Annotated in this window: 12 protein-coding genes; 2 read left to right on the top strand and 10 right to left on the bottom strand. The window is 60.5% G+C overall.

Annotated elements, in window-relative coordinates:
• Positions 1–282 precede the first annotated feature (282 nt).
• Entirely contained in the window at positions 283–525 is a 243-nt protein-coding gene (locus AC070A_RS27600) for a hypothetical protein (RefSeq protein ID WP_113479775.1), read from the bottom strand.
• 356 nt (positions 526–881) lie between these two features.
• On the opposite strand from AC070A_RS27600, the gene AC070A_RS27605 reads away from it, so the two are divergent.
• Positions 882–2,336, top strand: coding sequence for a TrkH family potassium uptake protein (locus AC070A_RS27605; protein WP_492384123.1), 1,455 nt, complete (start codon positions 882–884; stop codon positions 2,334–2,336).
• 629 nt (positions 2,337–2,965) lie between these two features.
• Here the strand turns inward: AC070A_RS27605 and AC070A_RS27610 are convergent.
• The 9 genes from AC070A_RS27610 to AC070A_RS27650 form a co-directional block, all read right to left on the bottom strand.
• Complete coding sequence (locus AC070A_RS27610; RefSeq protein ID WP_492384122.1) at positions 2,966–5,332, bottom strand: polysaccharide biosynthesis tyrosine autokinase; 2,367 nt, start codon at positions 5,330–5,332, stop codon at positions 2,966–2,968.
• Positions 5,333–5,401: 69 nt separating this feature from the next.
• Positions 5,402–6,307 (bottom strand): UTP--glucose-1-phosphate uridylyltransferase, encoded by a 906-nt coding sequence (locus AC070A_RS27615; RefSeq protein ID WP_492384121.1) that lies wholly within the window; start codon positions 6,305–6,307, stop codon positions 5,402–5,404.
• A 4-nt stretch (positions 6,308–6,311) separates the two neighbouring features.
• On the bottom strand, positions 6,312–7,328 hold the full coding sequence (locus AC070A_RS27620) for a glycosyltransferase family 2 protein (protein ID WP_492384120.1): 1,017 nt from the start codon (positions 7,326–7,328) through the stop codon (positions 6,312–6,314).
• Positions 7,325–8,251: a glycosyltransferase family 2 protein gene (locus AC070A_RS27625; protein WP_492384119.1), complete on the bottom strand. Its 927-nt coding sequence runs from the start codon at positions 8,249–8,251 to the stop codon at positions 7,325–7,327. The genes AC070A_RS27620 and AC070A_RS27625 overlap by 4 nt, the downstream gene beginning before the upstream one ends.
• Positions 8,248–9,246: a glycosyltransferase family 2 protein gene (locus AC070A_RS27630; protein ID WP_492384118.1), complete on the bottom strand. Its 999-nt coding sequence runs from the start codon at positions 9,244–9,246 to the stop codon at positions 8,248–8,250. The genes AC070A_RS27625 and AC070A_RS27630 overlap by 4 nt, the downstream gene beginning before the upstream one ends.
• Positions 9,243–10,448, bottom strand: coding sequence for a glycosyltransferase family protein (locus tag AC070A_RS27635; RefSeq protein ID WP_093233210.1), 1,206 nt, complete (start codon positions 10,446–10,448; stop codon positions 9,243–9,245). Before AC070A_RS27635 ends, AC070A_RS27630 begins: the two co-directional genes overlap by 4 nt.
• 104 nt (positions 10,449–10,552) lie before the next feature.
• Positions 10,553–11,335: an endo-1,3-1,4-beta-glycanase ExoK gene (exoK, locus tag AC070A_RS27640; RefSeq protein WP_492384117.1), complete on the bottom strand. Its 783-nt coding sequence runs from the start codon at positions 11,333–11,335 to the stop codon at positions 10,553–10,555.
• 2 nt (positions 11,336–11,337) lie between these two features.
• Positions 11,338–12,459, bottom strand: a complete 1,122-nt coding sequence (locus AC070A_RS27645; RefSeq protein ID WP_492384412.1) for an acyltransferase family protein — start codon at positions 12,457–12,459, stop codon at positions 11,338–11,340.
• A gap of 409 nt (positions 12,460–12,868) precedes the next feature.
• Positions 12,869–14,353, bottom strand: a complete 1,485-nt coding sequence (locus AC070A_RS27650; RefSeq protein WP_492384116.1) for a lipopolysaccharide biosynthesis protein — start codon at positions 14,351–14,353, stop codon at positions 12,869–12,871.
• A gap of 122 nt (positions 14,354–14,475) precedes the next feature.
• On the opposite strand from AC070A_RS27650, the gene AC070A_RS27655 reads away from it, so the two are divergent.
• Positions 14,476–15,441: a glycosyltransferase family 2 protein gene (locus tag AC070A_RS27655; RefSeq protein ID WP_492384115.1), complete on the top strand. Its 966-nt coding sequence runs from the start codon at positions 14,476–14,478 to the stop codon at positions 15,439–15,441.
• Positions 15,442–15,459 lie beyond the last annotated feature (18 nt).

Below are 15,459 nucleotides of genomic sequence, written 5' to 3' on the forward strand. Positions count from 1 at the left end.
CCTGTGCGCCGGATACTGCTGCGAGAGCAGCAGCGGAGCCGAGAAGAAGGCTCTTGATGTTCATTTCTGACCTCCAGACAAAATCGAACTCGCCGCAAAGTCATTCAGGCGAGCGCAAATCGGAGAAGGCAAAGTGTATTTTGGTGACCGTTCGTCCATTACCAAGCATTCCGCTCTCTTGGAGCAAATGCTTAGAGCGTTCTGGGCGGTCGCCCCGGAATACACTTGATCCTCGCTACGCAGAGTGCGGACCGACGATGAATTCGCGTTCGGCCGCGTAGGTCAGAGGCGCACCGTTCGGCTGGCCGCCGGCTCCAAGCCTTTGCCGCGATAGGTGACGGGGATGCCGAGTTCCTCGTGGGTGCGTGCCAGCGTCTCCAGCCAGGTCGCCAGTTCGTCCGGCACCTTCTCCTCGCCGGTCTCCATCGCCTCGATCCATGCCAGGTTGCAATGCAGGGCGCTCGCCAGATTGATCGGCGTCCAACGAAGAACGAGAAGGCATTGGGTGAAACGGGCGGGTGTCATCGGTTGTGCTCAAGGTTGCATGTGGAATGGATGCAGCAGGCTTTACACGCTGAAATAAGTCAAGGTGATGACTTGTCGCGCCCGAAAGGCCTGATCTTTTCGTGAGTTAGAGTTGAATGGGCAAAATGCCGCAGAACGGCTGTGGAAACCGTAGCTTATCGGCGTTTGCCGCTGCTGCTCGTCCCGCCGGCAGTGATAAAACGCGCGGAATGTGAGATAGGAAGCGGGCTCTCGGCCTGCGTCCGATGGACTTGCCGGCAGCGGCGGGTGCGAATCGCGCGACTTTCGGATTGAATGGCGGTCGATCCCAACAGCCGATTCGGGCTTTCGGACAACTGCGCTGGGGCCGTCGACCATTGCATGCATCTCTCTACCAATCCGCGATCAACATCGCTGCAAAGGCAGCCTTCTACCTGTCGCTTGCGATGCTTCTTCCGGCGGCGGTGGACCTGTTCTATGGGCATCCGGATTGGCGGATATTTGCCGTGTCGGCCTTCATTACCGGGGGCGTCTCACTTCTGACCATGGCCGCGACGCAGGGCGGCCCTCCGCCCTTCAGCCGCAAGATGGGCTTCCTCGTCGTCAACTTGCTCTGGCTCGTCATCTCGCTCGTCGGTGCGGTACCTTTCTGGTTCTCGTCGCTGAAACTCGATTTTGCCATGGCCCTGTTTGAATCCGTCTCGGGCATCACCACGACTGGCTCGACGGTGATCACCGGTCTCGATTTCGCTCCCCCGGGCATTTTGCTCTGGCGCTCACTGCTGCATTGGTTGGGCGGCATCGGGATCGTGGCGCTCGGGCTCTTCGTCATGCCTTACTTGCGTGTCGGCGGCATGTCCTTCTTCAAGATGGAATCCTCGGATACGACCGAGAAGCCGTTCGCCAGGATCGTCACCTTCACCCGTGCCTTCATCCTCATCTACGTGGTGCTGACGGTCACCTGCGCGATTATCTATGCCTATCTCGGCATGAGCCGCTTCGACGCCCTGAACCATGCGATGTCGACGATCGCGACCGGAGGCTTCGCCACCCACGACGCCTCGCTCGGCTACTTCAAGAGCCTGCCGATCCTCTGGGTCGCAACGTTCTTCATGGCCTTGAGCAGCCTGCCGTTTTCGGTGCTTATTCTCTTCATCGTTCGCGGTCGGCTCGATACGCTGAAGGATCCGCAAATCATCGTCTTCCTGTCCTATCTGACCATACTTGCGCTTGCCGCAAGTCTTTATCAGCGCCTTGCCAATGACGTCACAGCGAGCGATGCGCTTGCACATGGGTTCTTCACGGTCTCGTCAATCCTGTCGACGACCGGCTTTGCCAGCGACGACTACATGCTGTGGGGGGAGTTCATCGTCGCCCTTGCTTTCGCTGCAACCTTCATGGGCGGGTGCTCCGGCTCGACGGCCGGCGGCATGAAAGCCTACCGTTTCATCATCATTTTCAATTCCATTCGGGCCGGGCTCTTCAAGCTGATCTATCCGAATGCGGTCCACACGGTGCGCTACGGCAAGGGCCTCGTCGATATCGATGTCCAGCGCACGGTTTTCATGTTCTTTACAGCCTATATGTTCGTCTGGGCGTTCGGCAGCCTGGCGATGGGCGCGATGGGCTATGATCTCGTTACGGCTGCTTCTGCCGTCGCCACAGCGCTCTCCAATGTCGGCGCCGGGCTCGGGCCGATCATCGGACCGGCTGGTAACTTCTCGACCTTGTCGGAGCCAGCCCTATACCTTCTGTCGGTGATGATGCTGTTTGGCCGTCTCGAAATCCTGACGGTGCTCGTCATCCTAACACCGCTCTTCTGGAGGGATTGAGCTCCGCGGATGGTACCAGTCGATTGATAGCGAACTTCTCGCGATCGCCGCAGGCATCATCAACGCGTGAGTACGGCAAGCACCATAAGTTGGCGCCGGCCACCTACAACGGAGTAGATTGAAACACGTCACCTAACTGCCGGCGTTTCGTATTTCTCTGGCCACGCCGCTTTCTTCTCCGCAGCATTCGGTGGCAATGGCCAAACAGCGTTGCCGCTCCAACGCAATCGCCTCGGCAATCATCATCGTAGGGTCGCGTTGTCCGCGTGCGAGATGTCTGGCTGAAATGGTCCACGCCGCCGCGGTAATTTCGTCTGGAAACATAATTCGCCTCAAACGTTATTCAACTGAACGTAGGCGTAATTGCTTTCGTGAAACGTGTGCGTGATCCCAGATTGCTTGCATCCACGTCTTCGCCCCATCTTGCACGGTTGAGGTTGCTGGGATCGCCCTCGCTGCCACACCCGTCCGCCGAATAGCTTTCCGCTGGCACTGCAATCATCTTTTCTTCGCTTTCGCTCGACAGTGGATGGCATTCTCAGCCCTGTTAGCCTGCGACCACCCACAGTGAGAGGCCTCGGAGCGTTTCCGGTCCGAGGCTTCATGTCTCGACGCGCAAGGGAGGGCGGTCAGGCCGCCTCAGTCCTGCGGTAGGTCCCGGCGTTCTCGACGTAGTACTTCTCGAAACGATGGCGATAGTGCTCAGCGCCGCCGAAGTCGCTGTACTTCGCCAGCTCGTTCATGTCCGTCTTGTTGAGGATCACGCCAAGGATCTTGCCGTTGATCTGCGGTTCGGAGTTGAGCAGATCACGCACGAGACGCGACGGCGTGCGGCCCCACTCTGCAACGTAGATGAAGCCATCGGCGAGCGGCGAAAACGCCTTGCCATCGACCACCGGAGCAAGTGCTGCAAGATCGACAATCACGTAGTCGAACGATTTGCGGGCATTGTCGATAAGGTCGGCCATCGCCGGGGAGGCGAGCAACTCGTGGCTGTCATAGGGTTCGCTCTTTGCCCCGGCTTCCCCGCCAACCGGGAAGATTGCCAGTTTTGTCTTCTGGTCGATCTTGATGCCGGCGGGCCAGGAAGACTCGCCGATCAGCGCCTCGACGAGGCCGGTCTTTGGCGGCGGATTGATCATCTTGCTCAGCCCCGGCTTGCGGATGTCGGCGTCGATCAACAGCGTCTTCTTGCCGCTCGCCGCGAGCAGTGCGGCAAAGTTCGCCGCGATGATCGACTTGCCCTCGTCCGGAACGGCAGAAACGATGCCGATCACCCGCGAACCGTTGCCGTGCAACATCCGGTCACAGGCGAGCTTGGCGTTGCGGAAGGTCTCGGCGAAAGACGATCGCGGCGCGTCGAGCACGATGCGACTGACCCGTTCAAACGGCAACGGCTCTGCGGCCTGTGTCATCGGCTGGGGCGTCCTGCCCTTCATCAACCGCGCGCGAACCCGGTCGGTCGTGGTCAGTTGACGCGGGCCGATCAGCGGAACATAGCCGAAAGACCTGTGTCCGAGGATTGAACGCACGTCGCTTTCGAGCCGGAAGGTCCTCTCGCGGAACTCCTGGAAAGCTGCGAACGCACCGCCTGCCATCATGCCGAGCACCGCCGAAAGTGCCAGAACCAAGGTCTTCTTCGGACTTGAGGGCGAGGTTGGAACACCAGCCGTGGAAATCACCCGGGCCTTGGCGATCGGGAAGGAGCGCTGCTGCGAGGCCTGCTCATAGCGGTTCAGGTAGGTCTCGTAGAGGGTCTTCAACGCTGCCGACTTCTGCTCGAGTTCGCGCAGATGCACGAGCGACAGGTTCGCATCCGAGTTGCGGCCCGTTGTGCCTTCGATGTTTTCTCTGAGCGAAGCCTCGCGCGAGCGGGCGACCTCATATTCGTTGCGGTAACTTGCGGTGAGTTGCTCCAGTTCCTGGAAGATCTGCCGGCCGACATCGGACTTTTCCTTGCGCAGCGATACTGCCTGGGGATGGTCGGCGCTGAAGCTTTGCGTCACTTCCTGTTCGCGTTTGCTGACGGCCAGGTAACGGGTACGCAATTCGCGGATGACGGAGTTGTCGCCCTCTTTGGCGGAAATCGTCGCGTTCTTGACCGCAGTTTCAGGCCCTTGGTCGACGATCGCCTGGAACTGCTTGAACCGTGCGGACGCGCTTGCCGTGTCGGCTTGAGCGATGATGAGCTGGCTGTTGAGATCTGCCAGTTGCTGTTCGGACATCAGCTCACCGCGAGCGAGCGTCAGGCCGTTCTCGCTGCGGTATTTCTCCACCTCGAGCGAAGCCACCTGCGAGCGTTGCCTGAGGTCGGCAAGACGCTCCTGCAGCCAGACGGAGGCGCGCTCCGTCGCATCGAAATTGGCGTTCAATTGATCGTTGAGATAAGCATCTGCATAGCCGCGCACGATGGCGGCGGCGAGCTGCGGATCGCTGGAACGGTAAGCAAGCGCAACAACGGAGCTTCGGTTTACGCGCTCGACGGCCAGCCCCTGCTGGATGAGCGCGGCCGCCTTCTGACGTCGTCCGTTGCGGGCCGCCTCTTCGGAAATATCGGATCCAAACGAAAAGACGCCGGTCACGGATCTCAGCCAGTCCTTGACGGCGCCGAAGGGCGAGCGTGGCGGATTGAGGACCGTGTCGTTGTCGTCGAGTTTCATCTTGTCGACGACCCGCAAGGCGAGCTCGCCAGACTTCAGGATCTCGACGGCGCTTGCCATCTGGGTGTCGAGCAACTGGCTGTTCTGTGGCGTCGCCTGCTCCTCGGCGTATTTCGAGAGGTTCTCGTCGAGCAGGATCTGCGTCATCGACGTATAGAACGACGTCGCGAAAACGAGGTAGACGGCGCCAAGTGCCATGAACAGCACGACGAACGCGCCAACCAGCCTGGCGCGGCGAACGATGACCGAGAAGAGCCGGTCAAGGTCGATGAACCTATCGGGTTCCTCCATTTCCCTCGGCACAACGCTATTGAAGGGGAGACTTCTTTGGTTCATTGGGTCGCTCTGTCCGTTTCCCTTTTGGTCCGAAGGCAGGCGCCTCGAAAAAGAGGCGCCAAACCAGCCTTATGCCGCGCGGATGCGGCCTTCATGAGACAGAACCATGTCCTTGACCGCGGCATAGACCACGTCGCCGAGGTCAGAGCGCGCGAGCGCGAAGGCGACATTGGCGGCGATGAAGCCTTCCTTGGAACCGCAGTCGAAGGTGCGCCCCTCATAGGGATGGGCGTGAAACGCTTGATTTTGCGAGAGTTTCAGCATCCCGTCGGTCAACTGGATTTCGTTGCCCGCACCCCGTTGTTGGTGCGCGAGAATGTCGAAAATCTCGGGCTGAAGGATGTAGCGGCCGTTCAGGTAAAAATTCGACGGTGCTTCGCCGGCACGCGGCTTTTCAACCATTTTCGTGACTTCGAAACCGTGTGGAACGGTGTCACCCTTGCCGACGATGCCATATTTCGACGCATCTTCCGGAGCGCATTCCTCGACCCCGACGACGTTGCCGCCGGTCTGGCGATAGAGATCGACGAGGCCGGCCATGCAGCCGCGTGCGCCGTGACACAGCATATCCGGCAGGAGCAGCGCGAAAGGCTCGTCGCCTATCACGTCGCGCGCGCACCAGACTGCATGGCCAAGGCCGAGCGGCGCCTGCTGCCGCGTAAAGCTGACCGAGCCGGCACGCGGCAGCATCTCCTCCAGTTCGGAAATCTGGGCGTTTTTGCCGGAACGGGTCAGCGACGAGATGAGTTCCGGCGTGTCGTCGAAGTGGTCCTCGATTGCCTGCTTGTTGCGGCTAGTAACGAAAACGATGTGCTCGATGCCCGCCTGGCGGGCTTCATCGACCGCATATTGCACGACAGGACGATCGACGATCGTCAGCATCTCCTTGGGTATCGCCTTTGTCGCGGGGAGGAACCGCGTTCCATTGCCGGCGACCGGGATCACAGCTTTCCTGACGGTCCTGATACGGTCCATGGCTTTATCCTTTACGTACGTGAGGGCTATTGCCCGAGGTGGATCGTTCAGCCGCCACCGTCGGTGTGGCGGACTTCAATCGTGCGAGCGGCGCAAGCAAACGGCGCAGCCGCACGGCGATCGGCATTCTGAGGTGCCGAAGCGCTCGGGGGTCGGACAAGGCCACCTGGGCGGCCCCAACCAACGATCTGGATTTCAGATGATCGACGAGGCGCAGGAAGGCATGCGCCTCGCGCAGGCTCCTGTCGCGACGACGCTGCATTGTCATCGCTTCGGCATCGATCGAGTGGATTGCGAGGAAATCCTTGTCGGCTGCAATCATCGCCTCGATATGGCGAAGTTCGAGCACCCGGGAGATCGAGCCCTCGCGAATGTGGTAGCAATAGCCGGCTGAGGGATCGACGATGCAGCGTCCGCCATTGGCGAGCGCAGATGCGAGCAGGATGTAGTCTTCACCGATCCGGATGGACTGCTTGAAGCGAAGGCCATGCTCGTTCAGGAAACGGCGCTCGAAAATCGGCTTCATATAGCCAAAATTATAGGTCGAGCGGAAAAGCACATTGGATTGAATGAAGGCTGCAAGCGTCAGCACCCGGTGGTGTTCGAGCAAGGCTTCGGGAAACATGCGCTCGACGCGCCCGTCGAGGTTTGCGACGTCGATGTTATCGACGGCAATCTGGGCGCCAGCCGTCGACGCCAACGCGATCATGCGGGAGAGCCGTCGGGGGCTGATGGTATCGTCCGCGTCGAGAATGGCGATCCAATTGCCGCGCGCCGCTTCAAGCCCGGCATTGCGCGCTCCGCCAGGCCCACGGTTTTTCGCAAGCCGCAACAGCCGCACCCGTGGATCCGCGATCTCTTCGACCACGGCACAGGTGTCGTCGGTGGAGCAATCGTCGACGACGATCACTTCCAGGTCGACCTCTTCCTGTGCGAGCGCGCTCTCAATGGCGCGGCGGATCGTGTCGGCGGCGTTATAGGCCGCGACGACAAAACTGACGTCTGGTGCTGGGAGCGTCATCCGGCGGTCGCGGCCCCATACTGCTGGAGTTCACGTACGCCGAGAAGCCCACTGACGACACCCGCATGCATGACGGCGCGCAGGGCGTAGCGCGAACGGGCGACCGGCGATCCGAGAAGAAAGAGGCTCGCCGTAGCGCAATAGCCGGATTTGGCCATCGCTCGGGCGATTTCCACCAACTGCCTGCCGGGTTGGCCCGGCTCGCTTAACAGGCGCCCGTGGGTCTGGCCCGAACGGAAGCGGCGCTTGGCAAGCCAGGCAAGGCGCGCGCGCTTTTCCGGAACCGGTTCGAAGACCAATGCATCCGGGGCATAGGCGAGACGTCCGCCGGCCGCATGCATATGGCGAAAAAATTCTGTGTCCTCACCACCAGTCCGCCCGAGCGCCAGGTTGAACCGTCTGTCGAAAAGGACCGGCCGGGTGAGATCGAGCAGGACGTTGCAGGTGTAGCCTGTGCGGATCTCGCCATCGACCCATACGGGGCGGGTCGAATGAAAGTCGCCGCGGCGCATCCAGTTCGGCGCGGTCAACGCGTATTCGGCGCGAACCGGGCCAAGCACGACATCGGCCCCGGTCGTAGCGGCCGTGTCGAGCAATTGCAGGAGCCACGCCCTCGATACGGTCTCGTCGTCATCGACGAAGGCGAGATAGTGACCGGCGCTATTGTCGAGACAGGCATTGCGGGCGATCGAGATGTTCGACGCCGGGCAATGCACGTAGAGGATCTCGAAGGGCATGGTCGGGCGCATCTGGTTGACCAGCGCCTCGGCACTCGGCGTCGTGTCGTTGTCGGCAACGATGACGCGGATGTCGACATCGGCGGGCACCGTGATAAGCGCCAGCGAATGCAGCGTTTCCGCAAGTTGCGGACGGCGGAAGGTGCAGACCGCAATATCGATCCGTTTTCTGGCGAGATCGGTCATGGCGCCACCTTTCGGTTTCGCGCGGTAAGAAGCTCGCGCCAGAAGCCGGCCGACCAGGCGAAATGCATCACCATGGCTGAAAGGGCTGCAAGCGGGCCGTAGGGGTTCCGCTGGCCGAGCGCCATCCACATGCCGTAGCCGATGCAGGCGGCGGCCCACAGCGCCACCGGCACGACGGCGAGCCAGTTGATGACTGCGAGCAGAGCGCCAATGGCGACGGGTGCAACGGCGAGCGGCAGAAGTTGCCGCAGGTTCGGCCAGGCGCGGTGCTTCAGGACATTGCGTGCGCGCCCCCGTCCATAGGCGAAGTATTGGCGAAAGAGCGGGCCGACCTTGGCGCGCGGATAGTAGACCATGCTCGTCCGGTCGGTCATCCAGATGCGATAGCCCGCCTGCCTGAAGCGGTAGTCGAACTCCGCATCTTCGTTGTGGCTGAAGATTTCGTCATAGCCGCCGATTGCCTGAAAGGCGGAGATCCGCATCAGCGCATGGTGGCCGTGATCGGCCCAGTGGCTCGTGGCGCCGAGCCGATGCTTGGCGCCGCCATTGCCGAGCTTGGAATTCTGGGCGTAGGCCGTCGCCTTCTGGAAAGGCGTGAAGCCGACCGTCTGCATTGCGACGACGACGGAGTCCGCACCGGTCTCAAGCGCCTCTTCGACAAGACGCTCGCAGTAATCGTCTGGATAGGTCCCGTGAGCATCGATGCGGATCAGATAATCGAAGGACGCTCCGTATTCGGCAACGGCAAGATTGATCGCCGCGCTCTGGATGCGCTTCGGATTGTCGAGAGCAAGCACCGAGGCATGCGCCTTGGCGAGGCGCGCAGCAATCTCGCGCGTGCCATCCGTGCTGCCGCCGTCGACAATCAGAATGGCGCCGTTGAGACGCGCCGCTGCCGGTCGCAGTCCCTCAACCAGGCCTTCGATGTGCTCAGCCTCGTTGAGGCAGGGAATGACGATAAGGGTTCGTGTCGAAGCCAGCGTGTTGTTGCTCATGACAATCCGCCTTCGTTCTGAGGAGTTGGGGAAAGGTTAGGCGCGATCCGCGGCGGAGCCGCCGACGTGACCGCCGAAAGCCGCCGGACCAGGCTTTCGCAGTCACTGCGGCTGAAAATCCAGGTATCAGCCGCGCAAGTCGCGATCCGGCCGGATGCCTCAATGTAACGCTCGGGGTCGATCGAGCCGAGCAGGGCGGCGAGCGCCTCCGGCTCCGCTTTGTCGAGCAGCATGCCGAGGCCGCGGATGGCCAGGAACCGTGCCGTCTCGGTACCGCGCAACGCAATTGGCACACGGCCGAAGCGGCAACCCTCGTAGAGCCGGTTCGGCAACAACCATTTCGAGTTCTGGCCTTCCTCGAAGAAATCGATCGCCCAGGTGAAGTGCACGTCGGAATAGATGTCGCTCAGTTCTTCCGGACTGCGGTAAGGCCCGTGGAACTGCATGAAGGGTTCGTTGCGCACGAAGCCCTCGAAGTCATCGAACTGCGAATAGGCCGGCCGACCGCGCAGCACGATCTCGAAGCGTCCTTCCATTTTGCGGGAAAAGGCCGACAGCAGCGCCAGCGATTTGCGGCAGCGCAATGCGCCGAACCACCCGATACGCCACGGCCCATCCTTTGGCGGCGACGCTGCCGGAACCAATGGTCGCACCATGGTCTCGTTGAGCTCGAGCACCTTGTTTTCCAGCATCATGGTCGGCGCCGAGATGCCCGAAAGCGGGCGGAAATAGTGCTCGACGAAGGCCGGAGAACTGGTGATCAGGAGCCGGGCATCACGCCCGAGGAACGCTTCACTCGCCCGCAACGTCTTGCCGGCGATGTCGGGGCGCAGAAGCAGGCGGTGAATGTCGAGACATTCGTAGACGATTGGCACGTCACCGCCGAACACACTGACGGCCTTCCTGGCGATCGCCAGCATGTCGAGGTTGCGCGCAATGATCAAGTCCGGGCGTTCGACATTGCGCAGCGCCTGCCTGAGTGAAAGGCAGCCCTTGGCAATCGCGCCGATCCGTTGAACGAAACGCCCGTCATGCGTTGTCCCGAGCTCAATGGGCTCGATGCCCTCGATCGCCGCCAGCGGGTTGGCGTCGCGCCTGAACCCCGCAAGCTTGACCCTTGCACCCCCGGCAAGGAGCATCAGGACACGCCGGCGAACGGCGGGGTCGGCAAGATCCTGTGCGAAATAAAGTACCTGCAGCATGAATATCGAATATCCGGTTCTCTGCTCGGCCGTCGCCGTGCATGGTTTGAAACGTTGGGCGTCGCGGTTTGAACGCGTCGATTAGGAATGCTCCTGGCCGCCGCTTAGTTCGTTGGGCAGGCGACCGATTCGGCAAACTGGCATTCGTCTCCCGGCGCGGTGAACGCGATCCGGTCGACCTGCATGGTCGACGGTCCCTTGTAGGAGAAGGCGCCCATCCAATCCGAAAGCGTGTCGGTTCCCCAAAGGCTGAAGAAGATCTTCTGCGGGTTGGCGGGGATCTTCGCGGGATCGGTCACTTCGTGGACGAGTTCGCCGTTGACGTAGTAGCGGATACGTTCCTTCTCCCAGACGAAGGCGTAGTCGTTGAAGCCCTGGTTGGCGCCGCCGGGCACGTCGACAAGCTTTTCGTTGCCGCCCTTGGCAGAGACATACTGGTTGATCTGAACCTTTGCCGGGTTCTTGCCGAGGACTTCGAAATCGATCTCGTCATGCGGCTTCTTGTCGGCCGGGCCGATATAGGTGAAGAACGCCGAGTTCAGCCCGGAACCATCGGCCGTCTTGATGCGGGCTTCATAGGTCCCGTAGCTGAAGCGCTTGCGTGTCTGGATCTCGCCGCAGGCGTAGTTGCGCTCGCCAAGCTTTCCTTCGGTGAAGGAGAGTTCCGCGATGCCGTTCTCGACCTTCACCTGCTTCTTGGACCAGGTGCAGTTCTGGTGGGCGCCATTGTTCCAGCCGTCGGAGACATACCAGATTCCGGTGTCGAGGGTATCGAAGTCGTCGATGAAGGACTTTGCCTCTGCTGTGTCCCCGGCGTTTGCCGGGCCGGCAAGGCCGACGGCGACAAGGCTCAACAGGGCGAGGCGGTGAGGTCCAGAAGATCTCATGGTCAGGTCCTTTGCTGTGGTGAAAGTTCGGCGCGCTGTTCCGCCGGCCGCGCCTTTGCGCCTTGGGCGGCGCCCGCTCGGCTTCCGGTCAGGATTGCGGTCAGGTTCGGAAGCCAGCGCCCGGCGAGGCCGTAGGCGGCGACAAGGATTGCGATCGTGATGAACGGAACCGTGTAATAGAAGGCCGGGTAATATCCGAAGCCGGCGCGGTTCCAGATCATCCAGAAAAGAACCAGCAGCGGATAGTGCGTACAGAAGATCCAGAAGCTGAGCCCGCCGCCGCGCGCCAGAGATGCCCCAACGCTCGTGCGGACCAGCAACTCGGAAACCGCCCAGGAGCCGAGAATGCCGGAGAGGGCGGTCAGACTGCGCAGCATATCGACCCAGACCGGAAAGTCGGGTCCGTACTGATAGAGCACGAGCGAAAGCAGCACCGAAGCGCCAAGGACGGCGATGGTGATCGGCCAGGAAAAGCGATCGAGACTGCGCACGTCAACGCGACGCAGGCTCATGTATATGCCGGCGCTGAAGCCAAAGAGGATCGACTTCTTCAGGAAAATCCCGTTTGGCAGCGGTAGCACGGCATAGGCGAGCAACAGGGCGAGCGTCTGCATCGGATAACGCTTGATCAGCCAAGCCAGTACCGGCGACAGCACGATGCAAAGCAGCAGATCCCGCAGGAAGTAGAGCGGCACGTTGATCGGCAGATCCTGGAGCGCCAGTGCGAGATTCAGCCATTCCCGTGTGCTTGCGCCCACGACATCGGGCAGATAGCCGAAGCTGATACCCTTGCTTTGCGCAACGAAGGCCAGTGCCAGAAAAGCAATGTTCCAAATCAGGAAGGGCAACAGGACGGTTCTGGCCTTGGTCTTGAGCGTTTTGCCATAGTCGAAACTGTCGAGGCCACGCCGGAACAGAAGATAGCCGGAGATCGCGCTGAGGCACGGGACGCCGACACGAAAAAGGCTGTCGCCAAGAAAGACGCGCAGCCAATCGAGCACACCATAGGTGCCGACATACGGGCTCGTCGCCGGATCATGCGGCACATGCACGAAGACGATGCCGGAGATCAGCACGATGCGCATCAGATTGATCCGCGACGAGATGTTCGCGTTCACATCCACGATGTCCGTCACCCCTATCTGCCAGTGCCATTTTCCAGGCGACCGTTTCAACAGAGCAGACCAGAGCCCGCATTCATTGTGCTAAAGGCTAGGCCCGGGCACGGATGAAAATATGGCGCTGCAACAAACGAATCGGCCGCACTTTGTTGCAATGCAGCATCCGATGTTCAATAATTTCTAGGAAGATTTACCCATTTTCGCGCCGGCGTCGGGAAAAAAGCCTATGCATAGGGCATTTACGGAATATTATCAGCCGCTTATTTGCTGATGCTTTTACTAGTGTTTGGTGTATCAAATCGCGGTAAAATTGTGCTGTTTTTCTCTCTTGTCACGCGACAAACGGCCAATACGGCCCCGAGCCAAGCCGAAATGCGGCGAGGATGAGGCAGTTTCCGGCGCCTGAAATCGGTTATTCAGCCGCCGCGGGCACGCTCGGCGAAGCGTTGCGCTTGCGGATCATGCCGTAGAGCTTCGTCAACAATGGACGTTCCACGACCAGCATCAGCGCGAGATAGATCAATCCACCGATTGCCGTGCCAATCAGCACCTGGAGAACCGCGCTCGGTATCAGCGCGCCATAGAAGTCCAGCAACAGCCTGACGGCAACCGCCATCGCGAAAGCCGCGATCATCGGTCTGATCGAGATCAGGAAGCCGCGCAAGAAGGGCAGGCGATCGGCCCGGAACACGACCCAGGAATAGCCGAGCAGCGTTGCCAGGTTGACGATGCAGAGCGCAATCATCGCTTCAACAAGTGAGCCGCCAATTGCCCCGTAGGCGACAGCTGCGGTCGTCACGACAGCGCGGATGACCGCCCACCAGAAGAGGACTGTCCCCTGGCCGATGCCTTTCAGGTAGGGGACGTAGGTGCTGCAGGGTGTCAAAAGTCCCTTTGACAGCGCAAGCAAACCAAGGACCGGCCAGGCGGCCGCCCATTGCTGACCGAAAAGCACCAGCATCGCCGGCTCGGCAAGAGCCCAAAGGCCAAACATCATCGGTGCCAACAGCACGGTGGTGACCTGCGTGCTCAACATCAGCGCTTGAGACCGCCGCTGGCGATCCTCGCCCATATGGCTGAAGGCGGGAAATAGCACGCCCATGACGGCCGAAAGCACGATCTGGTTGGGAATGCTGGAGAAACGGTTTGCCGCCGAATAGGCACCGGCGTCCGAAAGGCCGAGGTACCGGCTGATCACCACCATCGGCGATTGGAAAGTGACGAAATTGGCAATCTCCGACCCCATCATGCCGAAACTGAACCGGCTGAGGGTCAGAACGCGGCGTGGGGAAAAAACCAGCCGGGGCACATAGCCGGATACGGCAAAGAGGCCGGCAAGGCGGATGAATGCGGAGACGAAAAGCTGCGCCAGCAGCGACCAAACGCCGAAGCCAAGCAGCGCTGCGCCGACGGCAACAAGCGCCCCGACGGTCTCGGAGATCATGGTCCAGACCGCGTCCTTGCTGAAATTCATCCGCCTGGCGAGGAGAGAGTAGGCGACGTCTCCGCCAAGCTGCAGCGGGATCAGCACGCTCATGATCCGAAGCAGGTACCCCGCTTCGGGTGCCCCGAGCAGGCTTGCCAATGGATCGGCGAAGACGAAAAGTGCAAGCGCCATCAGCAGCGCGACCGCGAGATTGGCCCAGAAAGCGGAGTGGATGAGCTCCATGTCTTCGTCGCGCTGAATGATGAGCGCGGAGGCGAGACCAGCACCGCCGATCATCGCCAGAAACTGGACGACAGTGAGCGCAACGGCCACCGTCCCGAACTCTTCCGGCGTAAGGATACGCGCAAGAATCGGCACGGTGACAAATTTCAGCCCGAAAGTACCTGTCTTTGAAAGGACGCTCCAGCCGACATTCCGTGTTACGGACTTGGCATTTACGGTTGACGGCATAGCGAGCATCCTATGATGCCTTTGAAGGATTTCCGACAAAGGACTAGGGCTAGATGAAAGGCCGCGACCCGGTGGGAGGAGACCACGCAAGACTCTTTTAGAGAAACCGCAGGGGCAAAAAGATGGCGAAGCTGACTGTTATTATTCCGTACTACCAGAAGGAACCGGGTATTCTTCGACGGGCGCTTGCCTCCGTCTTTGCCCAGACGTTTCAGGACTTCCACGTTCTGGTGATAGACGATTGCTCCCCCTATTCGATAGATGAGGAGTTGGAGCCGTTAAGTGAGCAGGAACGAGCGCGACTGACCGTGATAAGCCAGCCCAACAAGGGGCCTGGCGGCGCACGCAACACCGGACTGGACCATGTTCCCGACGATTCCGAGTACGTGGCGTTCCTCGATTCCGACGATGAATGGACCCCGGATCATCTGAAGAATGCCTATGAAAGCATGAGCCGCTTCGGCGCCGACTGCTATTGGGCGTCGATCACCGGCGGCGAGGCGTTCTACTACCATTTCGATGTTGCCGAACTGACGGAAAGCCACAGCGTCGTCAGACTGCAGGAAGTGCCGCTGGTCGTCGAAATTCCTGACCTTACCAATGTGATGCTCAGAAACTGGAGCTTCCTGCATCTCTCCTGCATGGTAATCGGGCGCAGCCTTTTCGAGACGGTCCGCTTCGATGCGGCGCTGAGACTGGCGGCCGAGGATGTCTTGTTCTTCTGCGACTGCATTCTTGCCGCCAAACGCGTCGTGCTTTGTGATGAAGCTGGCGCCGAGCGCGGCGAGGGCATCAACATCTTTCACTCGATCGACAACGATTCGCCGCAGTTCCTGCAGCAGCAGTTCAACACATTCGTTGCTCTGGAAACGCTCGAGGGCCGGTTCTCACGCAAGCCTGCGGCAATCGCCTCGATCCGGTCCTATCAACATACGGCACGGCGGCAGGCGCTGTGGAGCCAGGCGCGTCGGCTCAAGCGACGCAAGTCACCGCAATTCCGCCTGTTGGCGCGTTGGGTCCTGCGTGATCCAAGGCTCTTGCAAAGCGCGTTGGAACTCGCTGTCGGCAAGTTTTCTCGCGCGCATTGATCGAAGCACTCCTTCGAG

This window comes from Ensifer sp. GW101-20A05 (genome assembly GCF_059424735.1).